Annotated in this window: 22 protein-coding genes; 11 read left to right on the top strand and 11 right to left on the bottom strand. The window is 69.7% G+C overall.

Annotated features, from left to right (window positions below):
* The first annotated feature begins 24 nt into the window (after positions 1-24).
* Together ATK30_RS44955 and ATK30_RS02500 are read left to right on the top strand one after the other, a co-directional pair.
* A complete protein-coding gene (locus tag ATK30_RS44955) occupies positions 25-186 on the top strand; it encodes a hypothetical protein (protein WP_158242440.1) in 162 nt (53 codons plus the stop codon).
* A 39-nt stretch (positions 187-225) separates the two neighbouring features.
* On the top strand, positions 226-681 hold the full coding sequence (locus tag ATK30_RS02500) for a GNAT family N-acetyltransferase (RefSeq protein WP_101434109.1): 456 nt from the start codon (positions 226-228) through the stop codon (positions 679-681).
* A 34-nt stretch (positions 682-715) separates the two neighbouring features.
* On the opposite strand, the gene ATK30_RS02495 is transcribed toward ATK30_RS02500, so the two are convergent.
* Positions 716-1,723 (bottom strand): substrate-binding domain-containing protein, encoded by a 1,008-nt coding sequence (locus ATK30_RS02495; protein ID WP_183124517.1) that lies wholly within the window; start codon positions 1,721-1,723, stop codon positions 716-718.
* A 73-nt stretch (positions 1,724-1,796) separates the two neighbouring features.
* Between ATK30_RS02495 and ATK30_RS02490 the strand changes: the two genes are divergently transcribed.
* Positions 1,797-2,264, top strand: a complete 468-nt coding sequence (locus ATK30_RS02490) for a MarR family winged helix-turn-helix transcriptional regulator (RefSeq protein WP_101434108.1) — start codon at positions 1,797-1,799, stop codon at positions 2,262-2,264.
* Between the two features lie 217 nt (positions 2,265-2,481).
* Here the strand turns inward: ATK30_RS02490 and ATK30_RS02485 are convergent, their stop codons facing one another.
* Both ATK30_RS02485 and ATK30_RS02480 read right to left on the bottom strand, forming a co-directional pair.
* On the bottom strand, positions 2,482-2,922 hold the full coding sequence (locus tag ATK30_RS02485) for a nuclear transport factor 2 family protein (protein WP_101434107.1): 441 nt from the start codon (positions 2,920-2,922) through the stop codon (positions 2,482-2,484).
* 1 nt (position 2,923) lies between these two features.
* Positions 2,924-3,799, bottom strand: coding sequence for a TIGR03619 family F420-dependent LLM class oxidoreductase (locus ATK30_RS02480; RefSeq protein WP_101434106.1), 876 nt, complete (start codon positions 3,797-3,799; stop codon positions 2,924-2,926).
* A 142-nt stretch (positions 3,800-3,941) separates the two neighbouring features.
* On the opposite strand from ATK30_RS02480, the gene ATK30_RS02475 reads away from it, so the two are divergent.
* Complete coding sequence (locus tag ATK30_RS02475) at positions 3,942-4,745, top strand: hypothetical protein (protein WP_101434105.1); 804 nt, start codon at positions 3,942-3,944, stop codon at positions 4,743-4,745.
* Positions 4,746-4,906: 161 nt separating this feature from the next.
* On the opposite strand, the gene ATK30_RS02470 is transcribed toward ATK30_RS02475, so the two are convergent.
* Together ATK30_RS02470 and ATK30_RS02465 are read right to left on the bottom strand one after the other, a co-directional pair.
* A complete protein-coding gene (locus tag ATK30_RS02470) occupies positions 4,907-5,716 on the bottom strand; it encodes an Fpg/Nei family DNA glycosylase (RefSeq protein ID WP_101434104.1) in 810 nt (269 codons plus the stop codon).
* Entirely contained in the window at positions 5,716-6,189 is a 474-nt protein-coding gene (locus ATK30_RS02465) for a ribose-5-phosphate isomerase (RefSeq protein WP_101434103.1), read from the bottom strand. Before ATK30_RS02465 ends, ATK30_RS02470 begins: the two co-directional genes overlap by 1 nt.
* A gap of 85 nt (positions 6,190-6,274) precedes the next feature.
* Between ATK30_RS02465 and ATK30_RS02460 the strand changes: the two genes are divergently transcribed.
* Both ATK30_RS02460 and ATK30_RS02455 read left to right on the top strand, forming a co-directional pair.
* Positions 6,275-6,970 (top strand): 2-phosphosulfolactate phosphatase, encoded by a 696-nt coding sequence (locus ATK30_RS02460; protein ID WP_341867335.1) that lies wholly within the window; start codon positions 6,275-6,277, stop codon positions 6,968-6,970.
* A complete protein-coding gene (locus ATK30_RS02455) occupies positions 6,967-7,758 on the top strand; it encodes an MBL fold metallo-hydrolase (RefSeq protein ID WP_101434102.1) in 792 nt (263 codons plus the stop codon). The genes ATK30_RS02460 and ATK30_RS02455 overlap by 4 nt, the downstream gene beginning before the upstream one ends.
* Before the next feature lie 43 nt (positions 7,759-7,801).
* On the opposite strand, the gene ATK30_RS02450 is transcribed toward ATK30_RS02455, so the two are convergent.
* The gene (locus tag ATK30_RS02450) at positions 7,802-8,422 is read right to left on the bottom strand and encodes a mycothiol-dependent nitroreductase Rv2466c family protein (protein WP_101434432.1); all 621 of its coding nucleotides are present in this window, start codon (positions 8,420-8,422) and stop codon (positions 7,802-7,804) included.
* A 180-nt stretch (positions 8,423-8,602) separates the two neighbouring features.
* On the opposite strand from ATK30_RS02450, the gene pepN reads away from it, so the two are divergent.
* On the top strand, positions 8,603-11,170 hold the full coding sequence (pepN, locus tag ATK30_RS02445) for an aminopeptidase N (protein WP_101434431.1): 2,568 nt from the start codon (positions 8,603-8,605) through the stop codon (positions 11,168-11,170).
* Positions 11,171-11,758: 588 nt separating this feature from the next.
* Here the strand turns inward: pepN and ATK30_RS02440 are convergent.
* The 4 genes from ATK30_RS02440 to ATK30_RS47060 all read right to left on the bottom strand — a co-directional run bounded on the left by ATK30_RS02440 (position 11,759) and on the right by ATK30_RS47060 (position 13,767).
* Positions 11,759-12,241 (bottom strand): DUF5130 family protein, encoded by a 483-nt coding sequence (locus ATK30_RS02440; protein ID WP_101434101.1) that lies wholly within the window; start codon positions 12,239-12,241, stop codon positions 11,759-11,761.
* Positions 12,228-12,482 (bottom strand): aa3-type cytochrome oxidase subunit CtaJ, encoded by a 255-nt coding sequence (gene ctaJ / locus ATK30_RS02435; protein ID WP_101434100.1) that lies wholly within the window; start codon positions 12,480-12,482, stop codon positions 12,228-12,230. The genes ATK30_RS02440 and ctaJ overlap by 14 nt, the downstream gene beginning before the upstream one ends.
* Before the next feature lie 309 nt (positions 12,483-12,791).
* Positions 12,792-12,965, bottom strand: a complete 174-nt coding sequence (locus tag ATK30_RS45940; RefSeq protein ID WP_244194481.1) for a hypothetical protein — start codon at positions 12,963-12,965, stop codon at positions 12,792-12,794.
* Between the two features lie 349 nt (positions 12,966-13,314).
* Positions 13,315-13,767 (bottom strand): HNH endonuclease, encoded by a 453-nt coding sequence (locus tag ATK30_RS47060; protein ID WP_101434098.1) that lies wholly within the window; start codon positions 13,765-13,767, stop codon positions 13,315-13,317.
* 411 nt (positions 13,768-14,178) lie between these two features.
* On the opposite strand from ATK30_RS47060, the gene ATK30_RS02420 reads away from it, so the two are divergent.
* Genes ATK30_RS02420 through ATK30_RS02410 form a run of 3 tightly spaced genes read left to right on the top strand, consistent with a single transcriptional unit; the run spans position 14,179 to position 17,187 of the window.
* Positions 14,179-15,180 carry a mechanosensitive ion channel family protein gene (locus tag ATK30_RS02420; RefSeq protein WP_167441805.1) on the top strand — a complete coding sequence of 334 codons (1,002 nt, stop codon included), beginning with the start codon at positions 14,179-14,181 and terminating at the stop codon, positions 15,178-15,180.
* Between the two features lie 28 nt (positions 15,181-15,208).
* Positions 15,209-15,598, top strand: a complete 390-nt coding sequence (locus ATK30_RS02415; protein WP_376772182.1) for a globin — start codon at positions 15,209-15,211, stop codon at positions 15,596-15,598.
* Positions 15,598-17,187 carry a glycoside hydrolase family 13 protein gene (locus tag ATK30_RS02410; RefSeq protein ID WP_101434096.1) on the top strand — a complete coding sequence of 530 codons (1,590 nt, stop codon included), beginning with the start codon at positions 15,598-15,600 and terminating at the stop codon, positions 17,185-17,187. Before ATK30_RS02415 ends, ATK30_RS02410 begins: the two co-directional genes overlap by 1 nt.
* A gap of 364 nt (positions 17,188-17,551) precedes the next feature.
* Here the strand turns inward: ATK30_RS02410 and ATK30_RS02405 are convergent, their stop codons facing one another.
* Positions 17,552-17,740 carry a hypothetical protein gene (locus ATK30_RS02405; protein ID WP_009081303.1) on the bottom strand — a complete coding sequence of 63 codons (189 nt, stop codon included), beginning with the start codon at positions 17,738-17,740 and terminating at the stop codon, positions 17,552-17,554.
* A 390-nt stretch (positions 17,741-18,130) separates the two neighbouring features.
* Here ATK30_RS02405 and ATK30_RS02400 point away from each other — a divergent pair, with 390 nt between their 5' ends.
* A complete protein-coding gene (locus ATK30_RS02400) occupies positions 18,131-18,334 on the top strand; it encodes a cold-shock protein (protein ID WP_101434095.1) in 204 nt (67 codons plus the stop codon).
* Positions 18,335-18,401: the final 67 nt, after the last annotated feature.

Here is an 18,401-nt window from a genome sequence, read left to right as displayed (position 1 = left end):
TCCCCGACGGAAGAGAGAACCCTTATGTACCAGAAAATCGGCGCGGCCTCGGCTGCCGGAGTGACCGGCGGACTCGCGTTCACCGGCGTGAACGTGCTGTGGCTGCTGCTGGCCGGATTCGCTTTGCTGGCAGCGGGAACCGCGATGGTGCGGGTCCTTCCGAAGGTGCGGAAAAACGACGGGTGACCGCGCTACCCTGAGCGCTCCCGAGCACCGGAGGCGCGCATGCCGGACGAGGTCGGCCTTCGCCCGACGACCCCCGCGGACAGCGACTTCTGTTTCCAGGTGCACCGGGCCGCTCTTGGCGAGTATGTCGCCGCGATCTGGGGCTGGAACGACAAAATCCAACGCGGCTACCACGACCGCGCCTTCACACCCGGCAGGTGGCAGGTGATCACGGTCGACGGAGCCGACGCGGGCCTGCTCGTGGTCGAACACCGGCCGGCCGAGGTCTTCCTCGGCCGGATCGAACTCGACCCGCGCTACCAAGGCCGAGGAATCGGCGGACGGCTGCTCCGGCGGCTGATCAGGGTCGCGGCGGAGCGAGAACAGCCGCTGGTACTCGAGGTTCTCGCGGTCAACACTCGCGCGCACGCGTTCTATCTGCGGCACGGTTTCCGCGAAACCGGCCGAACCGAACGGAAAATCCTCCTGGCCCGAAGCCCGGGCCAGGAGGATTGACCAGACCGCCGGCCGCGGTGCATTGCTGGAACGGCTAAGTCCCCAGCAATTCCGGCACAAAAACCTCCTCCACCGTCATCAACCGCCGAGACAGCCCCTGTTCGAAGTGCCACCGCAAGAATGCCTCCACCGACCGCCGGTTCTTTTCGATCCCATACGGCCACCAATCCTCGCCGAACAGCCGCCGGTTCTCGTCATACAGCGCGCTGAACCACGGCACCATCCCGGCCTCGCCCATGTGATTGAAGACGCGACCACGCCGGTAATCCGCCATCGCGACCTCTTTCGCCTCCACGAATCCCCGATACAGTCGCTCCGCCAACCCCGGGTGCTCCGCCAGCAAATCCCGCCGGACCACCACTGTGTGCATGATCGGCCGAATTCCGGTCCTCCGGTAATACTCGCGCTCCACACTCACGTAATCCGGGAACAGCTGCGCCACCTCCGGCGAATCCTCCCGGATCCCGCGCGGCGGATCCGCGGAAACAAACGCGTCGATCTCCCCGGCCTCCAGCATCTGCCCGAGCGCTTTCCCCGCCGGAGCCTGTCGCACGTCGACTTCCGCGGGATGCAGTCGCGGGACGAAATCGAACCACTCCATCGGCCAGTCGAATCCGCCGATCACCCACCGGCTTTGTTCCGGCCGCACGCCGTATTCATCGGACAGGATGCCTTTCGCCACCACGCCCGCGTCGTGCCCGTAGGTCGCGAACTCGCCGATCGTCTTGCCGATCAAATCCCGCGGCGACCGGATGCCGCTGCGGCGGTTGACGTAGATCGCCGAATGCCGGAACTGCCGGTTCGGGAACACCGGCAGCGCCACGAACGGCGGATCCGGCAGGTCCAGGGTGCGCAGGTAGAACGTGAGCCCGAGCTCGGCGACCGCGAACTCCCTGCCCCGCACCATGCGCTCGAACAAGTCCGAGACGATGTCGGCGGTATGCAGGGTCGCGTCGACGCCGTCGAAGCGGACCCGGCCGTCGAAGAGCGCGCGGGTGTTGTCGTAGCGGTACAGGCCGAAGTCCAGCCGCAGGTCAGCCATCAGGTGCCCCTTTCCGTCCCGTCCGATACTAAACGCGTTTACTATCTGCGGGCAACCGCTACGATGCCTTCCGATGGACAAGGACGCGCTCGCCGAGCTCTTCGCCACCGCCTCGCTCGGCGCCCCCGAGAACGCGGTGGGGTTCGTCATGTGGCGGGTCGTGCACCGCTACGTCCGCGAGGTCGACCAGGCTCTCGCCCCGCTCGACCTGACGCACCTGCAGTTCCAGACGCTCGCCCTCGCCGCGTGGCTGAACCGCGGCGGCGGCCCGGTCACCCAATCCGGCCTGGCGACCTCCGGCGACATCCACCCGATGCAGGTGTCGCAGATCCTCAAAACGCTGGAACGCAAGGGATTCGTCGCCCGCGCGCGCAGTGCCGAGGACGTCCGGGCCAAACGCGTCGAGGTCACCGACTCCGGCGGAGACGTCCTGCGCGCCGCGCTGCCGCTCGTGATCGAGGTGCAGCACCGCATTTTCGGCGACGAGGGACTGCCGGGCGGAAATCTGCTGAACACCTTGCTACGCCTGGACAATGCCTGACTACCCGCCGAAGCAACGAAATTCAGCCCCACGCGCGTCCGGCGCAACAGCCCCCCAACGCGGCGAGCACCGACGACGAGCTCCGCGCGATCGAAGTCGCCGCACGCGTCACCGCACCGAATCCCCGTATCAGTACGGAAATCGTGCCGAGAACCAGCAGCCCGACCTCGTCACCGCACGCGTTCTCGACTTCGTCGAAGCGAAACCCGGCCTGACGTCAGACCTGCCGCGCAGTCGCCATCGCCCGCTCCGTCTCCCAGAACGCGCGCATCGAAACGACCAGCCCGTCCTCGTTGACCCGGTACACGAACACCCCGTCGGTGTCGACGCGGTAGCCACCGGGCAGATACGTCGTGATGGTCCCGACGTTCGCGACCTCCGAGCCCGCCGCGTGCGAATCGCGGATCACGAACTCGAACTTCTCGACGTTCCCGATCGTCTTGTCCCAGAAGGCGGACAGGCCGTCGGGCCCGTGGTGGCCCTTGCCCTCCTCGTCGAACATCGACGGGCCGACCGGGTCCTCGACGACCGCGTCCGGGGCGAACAGCGCAAGCCAGGCGTCCTTGTCCCCCGCGGTCGCCGCCGTCATCGACTTGAACGCCGCTTCCCGCGCGGGCGGCTGCTTCGCCGCGGGGTCCCAGCAGACCTCGACTCCCATGTCACTCCTCGATTTTCGCGATGATCTCGTCGCCGAACTTGCGGATCGCGTCGACCTTGAGGCCCAGCTCCGCGTCGAATCCGTGTCCCTCGAACACCCACGGCATGGTGATCGCGTCGGTGACGCCCGCCTCGGCCTGTTCGCGGAACCCGTCGAGCCCGAACCGGTCGACGCATACCGCCTGGAATTCGAACGGATCGTCGGCGCGCCCGCGCTCGGCAAGCAGGCCTTTGAGCTTGCCGATGGTCTCGCGCAGCTGCTCGAGCGTCATCATCGCGGACGACCAGCCGTCCGCGACGCGCGCGGCCCGGCGCAGCGCGACGTCGGTGTGCCCGCCGATGTAGAACGGCACGCGCGACGGGGGCGTCGGGCTCATCCGGAGCTTGTCGAAGTCGAAGAACTCGCCGTGGAACTCGACCATGCCGCCGTCGAGGATCAGCCGCAGCACCTCGATCGCCTCGTCGAACCGCTTGCCGCGGCGCGCGTACGGCGCGCCGCACCATTCGAATTCCTCGGGCGACCAGCCGATCCCCAGCCCGAGACCGAACCGCCCGCCGGTCAGCGCGGCGACCGAGTTGACCTGGCGGGCCAGCAGCACCGGATTGCGCGAACCGAGTTTCAGCACGGACGTGTAGAACCGGATCCGCTCGGTCACCGCGCCCATCGAGGCGGTCGCGACCAGCGGATCCGCCCACGGCGTCTCCTCGTCCCAGAACCGGCTGCCGTCCGGCGTGTAGGGATAGTCGGCGGACACTTTCTCGGAGTAGAAGAGCGAATCGGGCAGCACGACGGAGGAGAACCCGGCCTCCTCGGCGGCGCGGGCCAGCCCGTTCAGCTGGTCGAGCGGGCTCATCGCGATCGACAGGGAGAACCTCATGCCGCGGACTATAACGTGTTCTAGTTTTGCCTGCCACCGCCCGAACGGAGGCACCGCCGGGAACTCTCCGCGCACGGTCCGCGTTGTCCGGTTTAGGGACGGCTGCCCGGCCGTCGCGTCAGATCGAGACACGGAGTGACCCATGGGCACCGCGATCCTCCTGATCGTGCTGGTCGTCGTCATCGTCGGAGGCGGGCTGTACCTGGCCAGGAAGCAGGCCGCGACCAGGCAGAGCCAGCTCGACGACGCGAAAGCCGACGCGCGCCGCCTCGTCGAGCGCCTCGGCGGCCAGGTCCTCAACATCACCGGCACGGACACCGCCTCCCAGCAGGCGATGGCCGACGCGAGCGAGCGCTACAACGCCGCCGGTTCCCAGCTGGAGCAGGCCAAGACCGTCGAGCAGGCCCGGCTGGTGAAGGAAACCGCCGTCGAGGGCCTGTACTACGTGCGCGCCGCGCGCGTGGCGATGGGCATGGACCCGGGCCCCGCGCTGCCGGACGAGGCCGAACGCGAACGCGCGGGCAAGGTCACCGAACACCGCGAGGTGGACGTCGAAGGCCAGCGCTACGCCGCCTCGCCCGACCCCGGCCAGGACACGCCGTACTACTACCCCGGCGGCCGCGTCGCGGGCCGCCCAGTGCCGCAAGGCTGGTACAGCGAACCGTGGTGGAAGCCCGCGCTCGTGGCCGGCGCGTGGGGCCTCGGCTCGATGTTCCTGTTCAGCGCCATGTTCTCCGGCATGAGCGGCATCGCCAGCGCATCGGCCTGGGAATCGGGCTACGACGCGGGCCAGGCGGACGCCCTGGACGCCGGCGGCATGGACGGCGGCTTCGACGGAGCCGGTTTTGACGGCGGCGGGTTCGACGGAAGCCAGGACTTCGGCGGAGGTTTCGACGGAGGCGGCTTCGATGGCGGCGGATTCGACGGCGGAGGCTTCGACTTCTGACCAGTGAGGGCCCCGCGGCAGGCTAGCCGCGGGGCCTTCACCGTCTCTGCTCGCGGATTCGCTTCGGCTGATGCCGTTGGCGAGTTCAGCTTGGCCGGATGCGGCGAACTCACCTACGCGAATGCACAACCAGCTCCGAGCACCAGCTCAATCCGCCGTACTCATTCAGGCTGGCAGGCAGGACACCAATAAAGATTCCGCGCAGCCAATTCCTTGTGCGCCACCGGCGTCCCGCAGATCAGACACGGCATTCCAGCCCGCCGGTACACGTAAACCTCGCCCCCGTGCCGGTCCTCCCGCGGAGCCCGGCCCATCGCCGCGGGCAGATGCTCCGGCGCGACCGTGTCGATCCGGCCGACCCGGACCCCGGCGCGCATCAGCGTCACCAGGTCCGCCCACATGGCGTCCCACAGCGCGCGGTCCAGCGACCGCCCGGGGAGCATCGGCGAAACCCCGTGCCGGAACAGCACTTCCGCACGATAAACGTTCCCGACCCCGGCCAGCACAGACTGATCCATCAGCAAGGCAGCGATCGTCGTGCGAGACCGCGAAATCCGTTCCCACGCCTGATCCGGTTTCGCGTCGCGGCGCAGCGGGTCCGGGCCGAGGCGGGCCTTGATCGCGTCGACCTGCGCCGGATCCAGCAGTTCGCACCGCGTCGGGCCGCGCAGGTCGGTCCAGTGGGTGCGGCCGACCAGCCGCATCCGCACCTGGCCGACCGGCGCGGTCTCGGGCAGCGGCGCTTCGCCGAAGGTGCCGTACAGACCTAAGTGGACATGGACTGTCCCCAAAGGACCGTAGTGGTGGAACAGGTGTTTCCCATACGCCTCAGCGGAAACGAGCACCTGCCCGTCGAGTTTCTCCGCCTCCGCGGCGAACCGGCCCTGCGGGCTGCTGAGGCCGACCGGTCCGCCGGCGTACCGGCGTTTGTGGAGACGGGCCAGCCGATGGAGCGTATGCCCCTCGGGCATCAGGCCTCCGGCAGCGCGGGCGGGGTGCCGGTGCGCTCGTAGTCGACCAGCTGCTGCACGCGCCGCACGTGGCGCTCGTCCGGGTCCGGCTCCGCGGCGAGGAACGCCTCGACGATCTCGGTCGCCTGCTCCTCGGTGTGCATCCGCGCGCCGACGCCCAGCACCTGGGCGTGGTTGTGCTGCCGGGTCAGCTGCGCGGTTTCGACGCTCCAGCCGAGTCCGGCGCGGATGCCCGGCACCTTGTTCGCGGCGATCTGCTCGCCGTTGCCCGAACCGCCGACGACGATCCCGAGGCTGCCCTCGTCGGCGGCCACGCGGCGCGCGGTTTCGACGCAGAACGCCGGGTAGTCGTCGGCCGCGTCGTAGACGAACGGACCGATGTCGGTCACCTCGTGCCCCTGTTCGCCGAGGTGGCGGACAAGGTGGTTCTTCAGCTCGAAACCGGCATGGTCGGATCCCAAGTAGACACGCACAGCGGGAGTGTGCCATCTCGCCGGGGACCCGGCATGCTCCGGGGGTGGACATCGCAGCGCAGAACGGCGCGGACGTCCGCCTCGAATGGGGCGGCGAAGGGGTCGGGATCCTCGGCCGGGAATGCGCCGTGCTGATCATCGTGGACGTGCTTTCCTTCAGCACCACAACGGATCTCGTCGTCAGTCGCGGCGGCCGGGTGCTGCCGGTGCGGTGGCGGGACGAACGCGGAATCGCCGAGGCGCGCGGCGCGGGAGCGGTGATCGCGGGCGAAGAGGAATGGACGCTCCGGCCGTCCGCTGTGACGGAGATCCCGTCCGGCACGCTGCTCGCGCTCCCCTCCCCCAACGGCGCGACGCTCTGCGCGGCCGCGGCGAAAACCGGCGCGCACGTATTGGCCGGCTGCCTGCGGAATGCGTCCGCGACCGCGGCGAAAGCGAGGGAAATCGCCGACGGGCAGCCGATCGGCGTGATTCCCGCCGGGGAACGCTGGGGGTCGACCTGTTCGGAGAAGGCACCGAGTTCGGTCCGCTGCGGCCGTGCGTCGAGGACCAGCTGGGCGCGGGCGCGATCGTCAGCGCGCTGGCCGGCTCGTGGTCCGCCGAAGCCGCGCTCGCGGCGGCTTCCTACGCGGCCACCGACGTACCGGCCGCGCTGCACTCCTGCACCTCCGGCCGGGAACTCGCCGCGACCGGCCACGGAAACGACGTAGTTCTCGCCGCACAGCACGACGTCAGCGATAGCGTGGCGAGGCTGTCGCACGGAATTCTGGAGGGGCGATGAGCTGGACCGAGGTCGCCGACGGGGTTTTCGCCCGCCGGTACGACGAACTGGACCTCACCACCGGCTTGGTGCTCGGCCAGGACCGGTGCCTGGTGATCGACACCCGCGGCGACGTCGACCAGGGCGCCGAATTCGCCGCCGCGGTCCGCGAGCTGACCGAGCTGCCGTGGTCGGTCGTCTATACGCACGCGCATTTCGACCACGCCTTCGGCACCACGCCGTTCCTGCCGTGCGACATCTGGGCTCACCCCGGCTGTCTGCGGGCCCTGCTGAAAAACGGCGAAACTGACAAACAAAAGTGGGCCGCGCACTACCGCGAAGAGGGCAAGCCGGAAATCGCCGAAGCCATCGAACGCACCGGGCTCATGCCGCCGGACCGCCTCGTTCCCGACCGCGCGGAACTCGACCTCGGCGGCCGCACGGTCGCGCTCGTGCACCCTGGGCCCGCGCACACCGACCACGACCTGGTGGTGCACGTGCCCGACGCGAAAGTCGTCTTCGCGGGCGATGTCGTGGAACACGGCCCGCACGGCTTCACCGCGTACTCGTTCGGCCCGGACGACCAGCTGGACGCGTGGGCCCGCGCGATGGAGGCACTGCTCGCACTCGAACCGCGCATCGTCGTGCCTGGCCACGGCGACCAGGTGGACGAAGCGTTCGTGCGGACGCATCGCGACGGCCTGCTGCGCCTGCACGAGCTGAAGACCGCCCGGGCGTCGCTTGAGGACGCACTGCGGGACTCGCCGTACCCGGAGGACGTCACCAGGGCGGCGCTCGGGTTCTCGTGAGTGCTGATCACGGTTAGAACCGTGATCAGCACTCACGACGACGTCAGTCGAAGTTCAGGTCCCCGGTCCGGGTGCGCTTCAGCTCGAAGAAGTCCGGGTAGCTCGCCAACGCGACCGCGCCGTCGAACACCTTCAGCGCGTCCTCGCCCCGCGGGATCGACGACAGCACCGGGCCGAAGAACGCGGTCCCGTTGACGTGGATAGTCGGCGTGCCGACGTCCATGCCGACCGGGTCCATGCCCTCGTGGTGGCTCTTGCGCAGCGCCTCGTCGTACTCGGTCGATTCGCCCGCCTCGGCGAGTTCGGCCGACGCTCCGATCGCCGCCAGCGCCTCCTTGATGACGAGCTTGCGGTCCTCGTTGTGCTGGTTGTGGTAGCGGGTGCCGAACTCGGTGTAGAAGGCGCGCACGGCTTCCTGGCCCTCGTGCTGCGCCAGCGCGGTGGCGACGCGGACCGGCGCCCAGCCCTCGCTCAGCAGCGCCTTGTACCGCTCGGGCAGGTCTTCGCGGTTTTCGTTGAGCACCGACAGGCTCATCACGCGGAAGGTCAGGTCCAGCTCGCGGTGCTTCTCGACTTCCAGGATCCACCGCGACGAGATCCACGCGAACGGGCAGATCGGGTCGAAGTAGAAGTCGACCTTGGTGGGCTGGGACGAGTCAGTCATCTTTTTCACGGGCTCCTCGGCGCGGCTGCTCCCCGGCGCTCGCCGGAGGGCGGGGCGAAACCCCCGCACTGCGGGGCAACGCGGGGAGCCCTCCGCATTGTTCCCTGGTCGCCGCTTCCGGGCTCGTCATGATTGGATGCTGGACGTCGTGCCCACCGGAACCGAAGACCAGAGGTGCCCGTGCCCGCCCCCAACCTGACGCGTGACGAAGCCAAGCAGCGCTCCGGGCTGCTGGACGTGTCGTCCTACGACATCGAGCTGGACCTCACCGACGGCTCCGGCCGTCCCGGGGAGAAGACGTTCCGCTCCACCACCACGGTGCGGTTCTCCAGCAGCCGTCCCGGCGAAGCGTCGTGGATCGACCTCGTCGCCGAAGGGGTCCGCTCCGCCGTACTGAACGGCGCCGAGCTCGACGTCAGCGGCTACACCGAGGAAAAGGGCATCGCGCTGCCCGGCCTTGCCGCGGACAACGAACTCGTCGTCACCGCGGACTGCCGCTACATGAACACCGGCGAGGGCCTGCACCGGTTCGTCGACCCGGTCGACGACGGCGTGTACCTCTACACCCAGTTCGAAACCGCCGACGCGAAGCGCATGTTCGCCTGCTTCGACCAGCCGGACCTCAAGTCGGTCTACCGGCTCGCGGTGCGCGCCCCGCGCGACTGGAAGGTCGTGTCCAACGCGCTGGTCGAGAGCGCCGAGGACACCGAGGACGGCGCGCGCCGCACGCAGTTCGCCGAATCCGAGCGGATCTCCACCTATCTGGTGGCGCTCGTCGCCGGCCCGTACGCGGAATGGACCGACGAGTTCCGCGACGAGCACCGCACCATCCCGCTCGGCATCTACTGCCGCGCGTCGCTCGCCGAGCACATGGACGCCGAGCGGCTGTTCGCCGAAACCAAACAGGGTTTCGCGTTCTACCACGAGAAATTCGGCACCCCGTACCCGTTCTCCAAGTACGACCAGCTGTTCGTGCCGGAGTTCAACGCGGGCGCGATGGAGAACGCCGGCGCGGTCACCTTCCTCGAGGACTACGTCTTCCGCAGCCGCGTCACCCGCTACGCCTACGAGCGGCGCGCCGAAACGCTGCTGCACGAGATGGCGCACATGTGGTTCGGCGACCTGGTCACCATGCGCTGGTGGGACGACCTGTGGCTGAACGAGTCGTTCGCGACCTTCGCGAGCGTGTTCGCCCAGGCCGAGGCGACCGAGTACAAGAACGCCTGGACCAGCTTCGCGAACATCGAGAAGTCCTGGGCCTACCGGCAGGACCAGCTGCCCTCGACGCACCCGATCGCGGCCGACATCGTCGACCTGCACGCGGTCGAGGTCAACTTCGACGGCATCACCTACGCCAAGGGCGCGAGCGTGCTGAAGCAGCTGGTGTCGTACGTGGGCATCGAGCACTTCCTCGACGGCCTCAAGGTGTACTTCGGCAAGCACGCGTGGGGCAACGCCACGCTCGCCGACCTGCTGGCGGCGCTGGAGGAAGCTTCCGGCCGCGACCTCTCGTGGTGGAGCGCGGAATGGCTGGAGACCACCGGCCTCAACTCGCTCAGCCCGCGCTACGAGGTCGCTGAGGACGGCACCTTCTCGTCGTTCGCCGTCGTGCAGACCGGCGCGAAGCCGGGCGCGGGCGAACTGCGCACGCACCGCGTCGCGGTCGGCGTGTACGACGAGGACGGCGACGGCAAGATCGTGCGCACCCGCCGCGTCGAACTGGACGTCACCGGCGAGCGCACCGACGTGCCGGACCTGGTCGGCCAGGCCGCGGGGAAGCTCGTGCTGGTCAACGACGACGACCTGACCTACTGCCGGATGCGGCTCGACCCGGCGTCGCTGACCACGCTGATCGACCGGATCGGCGACATCACCGAATCGCTGCCGCGCACGCTCTGCTGGTCGGCCGCGTGGGAGATGACGCGCGAGGCCGAGCTGAAGGCCCGCGACTTCGTCACCCTGGTGGCGCGCGGAATCCACGCCGAGAGCGAGGTCGGCGTGGTCCAGCGGCTGCTGCTGCAGGCGCAGACCGCGCTCAACTCCTACGCCAACCAGAAGTGGGCGGCCGAGGAGGGCTGGCCCGCTTTCAGCGGACGGCTGCTGGAGCTGGCCCAGACCTCGGAAGCGGGGTCGGACCACCAGCTGGCGTTCGTGAACTCGCTGGCCGGGGGCGTGCTCGACGACAAGACCGTGGCCGTGGTCGCGGGCTGGCTCGACGGGTCCGCGCCGCTGCCGGGGCTGACCGTGGACACCGACCTGCGCTGGCGGCTGCTGGAGGCGCTGGTCGCGCACGGCAAGGCGGGCGAGGCGGAGATCAACGCCGAACAGCAGCGCGACGACACCGCGGCCGGCCGGCGCCACGCCGAGCGTGCGCGGGCGCTGCAGCCGACCGCCGAGGCCAAGGCCGACACGTGGCAGCGGGCGATCTACGACGACGAGATCCCCAACGCGGTGAGCGACGCGTTGATTTCCGGGTTCTCGCACCCAGGGCAGAAGCATCTGCTCGGCGAGTACGTCGAGCGGTACTTCGAGGTCATCGACGACGTGTGGGCTCGGCGGTCCAGCGAGCGGGCGCAACCTACGGCGATCGGGTTGTACCCGTCTTGGGCGGTTGAGGCGGAGACGGTGAACGCTTCGGACGAGTGGCTTGCCGGGGATCACCCGGCGGCGTTGCGGCGGCTGGTTTCGGAGGGGCGTGCGGGGATCGTGCGGGCGTTGGCTGCTCGGGATTTCGACAGCCAGGCTTGAGGGTCGGCTCGTCGCCTGGCGGCGACATTGCAGGTGGGTGGTTGCGTGGGGCACCCCGAAGCCCGACTGTGCTGACGGTTCGGGGGTGCTTGTCAAGGCGGGAAAGATGCCTTGACAAGCACCCCCGAACCGCAGGGAGGCTTCGTATCGGGGTGCGGGGGCGGGCTGGGCACCTCGCTCGTTGGGGTGCATCTGCTGCGGTTTGGCCGGGGGTTAGCGCTCCAAGGTGGCGTTCGGTGCGGCAGATGCGCCCAATGCCGCAATCGGGCGCATCTCGGCGGCGGGCGGGCTGCGGTTTTGGCCGGGGGCTAGCACTCCACTGTGGCGTTGGGTGCGTGGGTTGCACCGAATGTGTTGTTCGGTGCGTCTGACGCATCCAACGCCGCATTCGGATGCATTCGCCGTGAAGGGGCCCTTGAGGGAATCCAGGTCGGGAACGGGGTTCCTCGCCATCGGCAGAGGGCCGTGAGGGGAACCCTGAGGGAATCTGATTCCGTCAGGGTTCCCCTCACGGACGGTGGGCCGGGGCCTGGAACAGAGAAAGAGCCGTCCCGCGGGGTGCGGGACGGCCCTGGTGGGTCGTGAAGATCAGTGCTTTGGCGCGGGGCCTGCCTGGTCGCTCAGCATGCGCAGGGCGTTGACCAGGCCGCCGGTCAGGTCGCCTTCCTTGAAGGAGGCCACCATGCTCGCCACGGCCAGGTTCGCTCCGCGGTCGGGCAGGCGGGCGTGCGAGCGTTCGCCGGTGACGATCTCGATCACGCGCTGGGCGGGGGAAACCCCGATCAGCACCGCGTTCGACGGGTTCTCGGTGGCGGCGTGCAGCGCTTCCGCGCCGGCCCGGGTGTCTTCGCCCAGGTCGCCCAGGTAGATGCTGAAGTCGAGGCCGGTCTCCCGCGTCGCGAAGGTCAGGGCCTCGTCCAGGCGCGCGAGCTGCTGCACCGTGAACGGGCTCGTCGGCGCGGCGGGTTCGTACATCTTCGCCGCGGACAGCCGGCCGCTGTTGGTGATGGCCTCGCCGAACGCCAAGTCCTTCTCCGCGACCGCGGTCTGGGTCAGTTCACCACTTGCCACGAGCGCCTCCTGCGGCCGTCGAAGCGCCCGAGGGCGCCGCATTCACGTCAACCGCCGGGCCGTGGCCGGCTCCTACGCCGTCCGGGTTGGCGGTCCACCACATAGCGGGGTACTCCCACGGCTGCCCCGGACGGTACCGCGGCGTCCCCGAGAACTTCTTCCGCAAGGTCGCGGCGCCGACCACGAAGTAAATGGCCCCGGGGATGACCGCGTAGACCAGGATCGTCTCGACAACGTTCACGCCGGTGAGCGTATCGGATGCCTCCCGGAGCCACCGCGCGACACCGGCGACCGGGGGCGACCGTTCGTCGCCGCTGAGGCGCCGTCCGCCGCTTGGCCCGTCGCCGCTGGAACGTTGGGGCGAAGGGCTGCGGGCCGAAAGATGGCAACTCGCCGTACAGGCGGCCGTACCGGGCGATAGCGGCTTGTCCGAACCCTGAAATCCTCGTAGCTTTTTCACCTGTACGGGCCTTGCGCCCGCCTCCCCAGCCCCAGCCCGTCACGCACCGGTCCCAGGAGGACACCTCATGCAGAGCGTCCAGCCCCCCGCTCAGGCGATCACCGAGACCATTTCGTCACCCAGCGAAACCGGATTCGTGCCCGGAACGCGGGTCACGTCCGGCACCAGGGTTACGCGCGGCACTCGGGTCACGCGGGGAACCCGGGTCACCGCGGGCACGCGCGTGACAATGGGTACCCGGATGACCATGGGAACTCGAGTCACCAGGGGCACCCGCGTTACCCGCGGGACCCGCGTCACGGCCGGAACTCGCGTCACGATGGGCACCCGCGTCACGCGGGGAACCCGGGTCACCCGCGGCACGCGGGTCACGGCAGGAACCCGTGTCACCTGCGGTACCCGCGTCACGATGGGCACGCGAGTCACCCGCGGAACCCGCGTCACGCGCGGCACCCGGGTCACGATGGGCACGCGCGTCACCTGCCAGGCGGACTACAGCCTCGCCGCCTGAGCACCAGCCCAGCACCGGACACGAGACGTCGAGCGCGCTCCATCGGCTCGCCCCGGCCGCCGCACCGGCAGCCGGGGCGCCGACGTCTCCGGGTACGGAAGGCTAGGCCGCCGACCCGAGGTACGGCTGCCACAGCGGATCGGCCTCTTTGGAATGCGCCAGCAGCCGCCAGTGCGGACCGTGCGGGGCGCGCGGCACGACGCGCAGCCGCCAGCCGATCTCCGACAGGAGCCGGTCGGCCTTGCGGTGATTGCATTTCGCGCAGCAGGCGACGCAGTTGGTCCAGCTGTGCGGACCTCCCTTGCTGCGCGGGACGACGTGGTCGATCGTCTCGGCGCGCCCGCCGCAGTAGGCGCAGCGGTGCCGGTCCCGGTGCATCAGCCCGGCCCGGGTGAGCGGCACCTGCGCCCGGTAGGGCACCCGCACGTACGTGCTGAGCCGGATCACCGAGGGAACGGGCAGCGACACCGTCGCGGCGTGCAGTTCCACGCCGCCCGGATCGCCGTGGACGACCTCCGCCTTGCCGCACATGACGAGCACCACCGCGCGCCGCATGGGCACCGCGGTAAGCGGTTCGAAAGTGGCGTTGAGCAGGAGGACCCGGCGCCGCCCCCACGCCGGGGCGACCGGATCGCGGGCTCTACGCTGTCCGGGCGGACGGGACGCTCCCCCTGGACGGGTCCCCGGCCCGGACGGGACGGAGCCGCCGGATGCGGACCCTCCCGGGCAGGCACGCAGGATCGCCTCCGGCGGCAGCTCGGCCATGGCTTGGCCGGCTCCGCCGAGGGGGACGGGTTGTCGGTCTGGCACTCGACCACCTCCACCGGTGCAGGCATAGTCGACCACACATCAGGGCCCCGGCGCACGCGTGTTCTGTGACGTGTCACATACCCGCGACCCGGCGGCTACCCTGCGGCCGCTTGCGCGCCGCCGGGACAACCACGCAAGAAGGGACTTCCTCAGCCAGTGAATGCCGTGCTCAGCGCTCCGCCCAGCTGCATCTCCGAGACCGGGACGTGGTGCGCCCAGGTCTATTCGGTCACGCACAACGAGTGGCTCGCCGCGTCGGCGGGCTGGCTCCTGACGAAGCCGCTGAAGATCATCATGATCCTCCTCATCGCCTTCGTGGTGCGATATCTCACCAAGCGAGTGATCGAGCGGGTCACCACGCTCCCGGCCTCGGGCAGCAACGGCAAGATCCCGTCGCTGCTGAGACCGCTGCGGGAACGCGCGCCGGACATGCTCGGCACGGCCGTGGTGGAGCGCCGCAGGCAGCGGGCCAAGACGATCGGCTCGGTGCTGAAGTCGATGGCCACGTTCCTCATCTACGGCCTCGCGGTGATCCTCGTCCTGGGCGAACTGGGCATCAACCTGGCCCCGATCATCGCCTCGGCCGGGATCGTCGGCGTCGCGCTCGGGTTCGGCGCGCAGAATCTGGTCAAGGACTTCCTTTCCGGGATGTTCATGATGATCGAGGACCAGTACGGCGTCGGCGACGTCGTGGACATCGGCTCGGCCACCGGCACCGTCGAGGCGGTCGGCCTGCGCATCACCACGCTCCGCGACATGAAGGGCACCGTCTGGTACGTCCGCAACGGCGAGGTGCTGCGCGTGGGCAACTCCAGCCAGGGCTTCGCCTACGCCGTGGTGGACGTCCCGCTGAGCTATTCCGCGGACGTCGACCGGGCGACCGAGGTTCTCACCGGCGCGGCCACGAAGGCGGTCGAAGCCGACGCGCTCTCGGCGAACGTCCTGGAGCCGCCGGAGATGCTCGGCGTCGAACAGGTCACGCCGGAGGGAATCGTGTTGCGCCTGACGGTCAAGGTGCGACCGGGCAAGCAGTGGGCGGTGCAGCGGAAGCTGCGCGGGCAGCTGCTCGGCGCGCTGGAAGAGGCCGGTTTCGAACCGCCGCTCGGCCGGTTGCTGTCGTCCATGCAGGACAAGCAGGCGGGCGCGCCGCAGAGCTGAGGCAGGGCAAGATGGAGGTGTGTCGACTGTGAGCGAGCCGGAACCGGCGAACCTGTACGAGGCGGTGGGCGGCGAACCGACCTTCCGCCGGATCATCAAGCGGTTCTACGAGGAAGTGGCCCGCGACGAGGTGCTGCGCCCGCTCTACCCGGAAGAGGACCTCGGCCCGGCGGAGGAACGGTTCCGGATGTTCCTCATCCAGTACTGGGGCGGTCCGCACACCTACTCCGACCAGCGCGGCCACCCCCGGCTGCGAATGCGGCACGCGCCGTTCAAGATCGGCCCGATCGAACGCGACGCGTGGCTGCGCTGCATCCGGATCGCGATCGACGAGGAGAACCTGCCCGAGCCGTACCTCAGCCAGCTGTGGGCGTACCTGGAAATGGCCGCGCACAGCATGATGAACAGCTTCGTCTGATGAGACGCGTGGCCGGCCGGCGGCGGCCGGACCGCCCGCCGCGGCCGTCGTGGTGGTCCGACGCGGTGTTCTACGAGATCTACGTGCGGTCGTTCGCCGACTCGGGCGAGGACGGCATCGGCGATCTCGAGGGCATCCGCAGCAAGCTCGGCTACCTGGAGCTGCTGGGCGTCGACGCGCTGTGGCTGACGCCGTTCTACCCGTCGCCGATGGCCGACCACGGCTACGACGTGGCGGACCCGCGCGGCGTCGACCCGATGTTCGGCACCCTCGGCGACTTCGACGTGCTGCTCACGGAGGCGCACCGGCGCGGCATCCGGGTCACCGTGGACGTGGTGCCGAACCACACGAGCAACCAGCACGCGTGGTTCAAGTCCGCGCTGGCCGCCGGGCCGGGCAGCCCGGAGCGGGAGCGCTACCACTTCCGCGACGGCCGCGGCCCGGGCGGCTCCGAACCGCCCAACAACTGGGTCAGCGTGTTCGGCGGCCCGGCGTGGACGCGGGTGCCGGACGGGCAGTGGTACCTGCACCTGTTCGCGCCGCAGCAGCCGGACCTGAACTGGGCCAATCCGGACGTCCGCGCCGATCTCGAGCGCACCCTGCGGTTCTGGCTCGACCGGGGCGTGGACGGGTTCCGGATCGACGTCGCGCACGGGATGGCCAAGCCCGCCGGGCTGCCCGACATGGACCCCGACACGCCCTCGCACGGCGGCGGCGCGCCCGGCGATCCGCGCTTCGACGACGACGGCGTGCACGAGGTGCACCAGCTGATCCGCAAAGTGCTCGACGAGTACCCGGACGCGATGGCCGTCGGCGAGATCTGGGTGCAGGACGAGGAGCGGCTGGCGCGGTACCTGCGGCCGGACGAACTGCACCTGGCGTTCAACTTCCGCCTGGTGCTCACCCATTTCGACGCGGACGCGATGCGCACGTCGATCGAGCGTTCGCTGGCGGTGCCGCGTTCGGCGGGCGCCCCGGCGACCTGGACGCTGTCCAACCACGACGTCTGGCGCGCGGCGAGCCGTTACGGCGGCGGCGCGACCGGGCTCCGCCGGGCGCGCGCGATGGCGCTGGTGCAACTCGCCCTGCCCGGCGCGGTCTACCTGTACCAGGGCGAAGAGCTGGGGCTGCCGAACGCCGACCTGCCGCTCGAGGCGATGACCGACCCCCGTGCCCGCTCGCAGGGCCCGGAATTCAGCCGCGACGGCGAACGGGTGCCGCTGCCCTGGGAAGGCACGCTGCCGCCCTATGGGTTTTCGGGCACCGCACAGACCTGGCTGCCGATGCCCGCGGACTGGGCTCCGCTCACCGTGGAACGGCAGCTCGAAGACCCGGAGTCGACATTGTCGCTGTACCGGCGCGCGGTGGAGCTGCGGAAACACCACCCGGCGTTCCGGGGCGGAGACGAGCTGGAGTGGTACGGCGCGCCCGCGGGCTGCTTCGCGTTCCGCCGCGGCCGGGGCGGCCTGATCTGCGCGCTGAACACCTCGGCCAGCTCAATCGTCCTGCCGCCGGGCGAGGTGCTGCTCACCAGCAGCCCGCTGGTCGACGGCAGGCTCGCACCGGATTCAGCCGCCTGGCTCGGGTAGGCCCCGGCGAAACAGCTCGCCCGACCTACCCGCCACGGCCAACCCACCGCACCGCCCACCAGCCTCAACACCGATAGCCAGCCCCGGCGGCTCAGACGCGGGCACCCGCCTCCAGACCCAGCATCGCGAGCAACCCCCGCAGGTCGTCAACGACGTGCGCAGGCCCCCGGCGACAACCCGGACGTCATCCCGACCGCATGCCGCCCCTCAGCACCAGCAGCCCGCTGGTCAACGGCAGGCTCGCACCGGATTCAGCCGCCTGGCTCGGGTAGGCCCCGGCGAAACAGCTCGCCCGACCTACCCGCCACGGCCGACCCACCGCACCGCCCACCAGCCTCAACACCGACGAGCGAGCCCCGGCGGCTCAGACGCGGGCACCCGCCTCCAGACCCAGCATCGCGAGCAATCCCCGCAGGTCGTCAACGTCGTGCGCGTGTCCCGCGACGGTGCGGGCGGCGTGTTCCTGCTGGACGCGCAGGTCCTGTTCGGCGGACACCCGGGCACGGGCGAATTCACTGGTTTCGGCGGACAGCGGACGTCGTTCCGAGCGCATGTCGCTCCTCGTCGAGGTGGAAGGGGCCACCGGCGGTTCCGCGCGAAACGGACCCGCCGGGGACGACGCCGGCTCGAACGCCGGCGCACGGTGAGACTTCTCGACGCTCCAGACGCTACTCCCCGCCCCCGGCCTGCCCGCGAGCCCGTCCCCGCCGCGCGCGCCGCGACGTCCACAGTGGACCGTTCGGGCGGCAGCCCTGGTGGGACCGGCTCCGGCGTGCTTTACTGGCCGTGGTCGTGTTTTGTGTTCGTGCGGTGGGTACGTCCCGCAGCTACGCTCGCAAGATGTAGCGGGCGTGGTGTTTCTCTTCCCGGAAGACACTCCGTCGGTTGCCGGCCCGGATGCCGAGGTGGCATCTGATGTTGAGATCCGATGGAGATCGTTTTTATGACGCAAGGCACCGTGAAGTGGTTCAACGCCGAAAAGGGCTTCGGGTTCATCAGCCCGGACGACGGCAGTGCCGACGTGTTCGTGCACTACTCGGAGATCCAGGGCAACGGTTTCCGCAGCCTTGAGGAGAACGCCCGCGTGGAGTTCGAGGTCGGCCAGGGCCAGAAGGGCCCGCAGGCCACCGGCGTTCGCGCCGTCTGAGTTTTCCCGGTGTTCCCCCTGGTGCGAGAGCTTTCCGCACCAGGGGGAACCCGCGCCGGGGCGGACT

The organism is Amycolatopsis echigonensis, assembly GCF_002846615.1.
In the GTDB taxonomy this organism is placed as follows: Bacteria; Actinomycetota; Actinomycetes; order Mycobacteriales; family Pseudonocardiaceae; genus Amycolatopsis; species Amycolatopsis echigonensis.
Note: the sequence above shows the minus strand (reverse complement) of the source record. Positions and strands in the feature narration are given on the sequence as shown.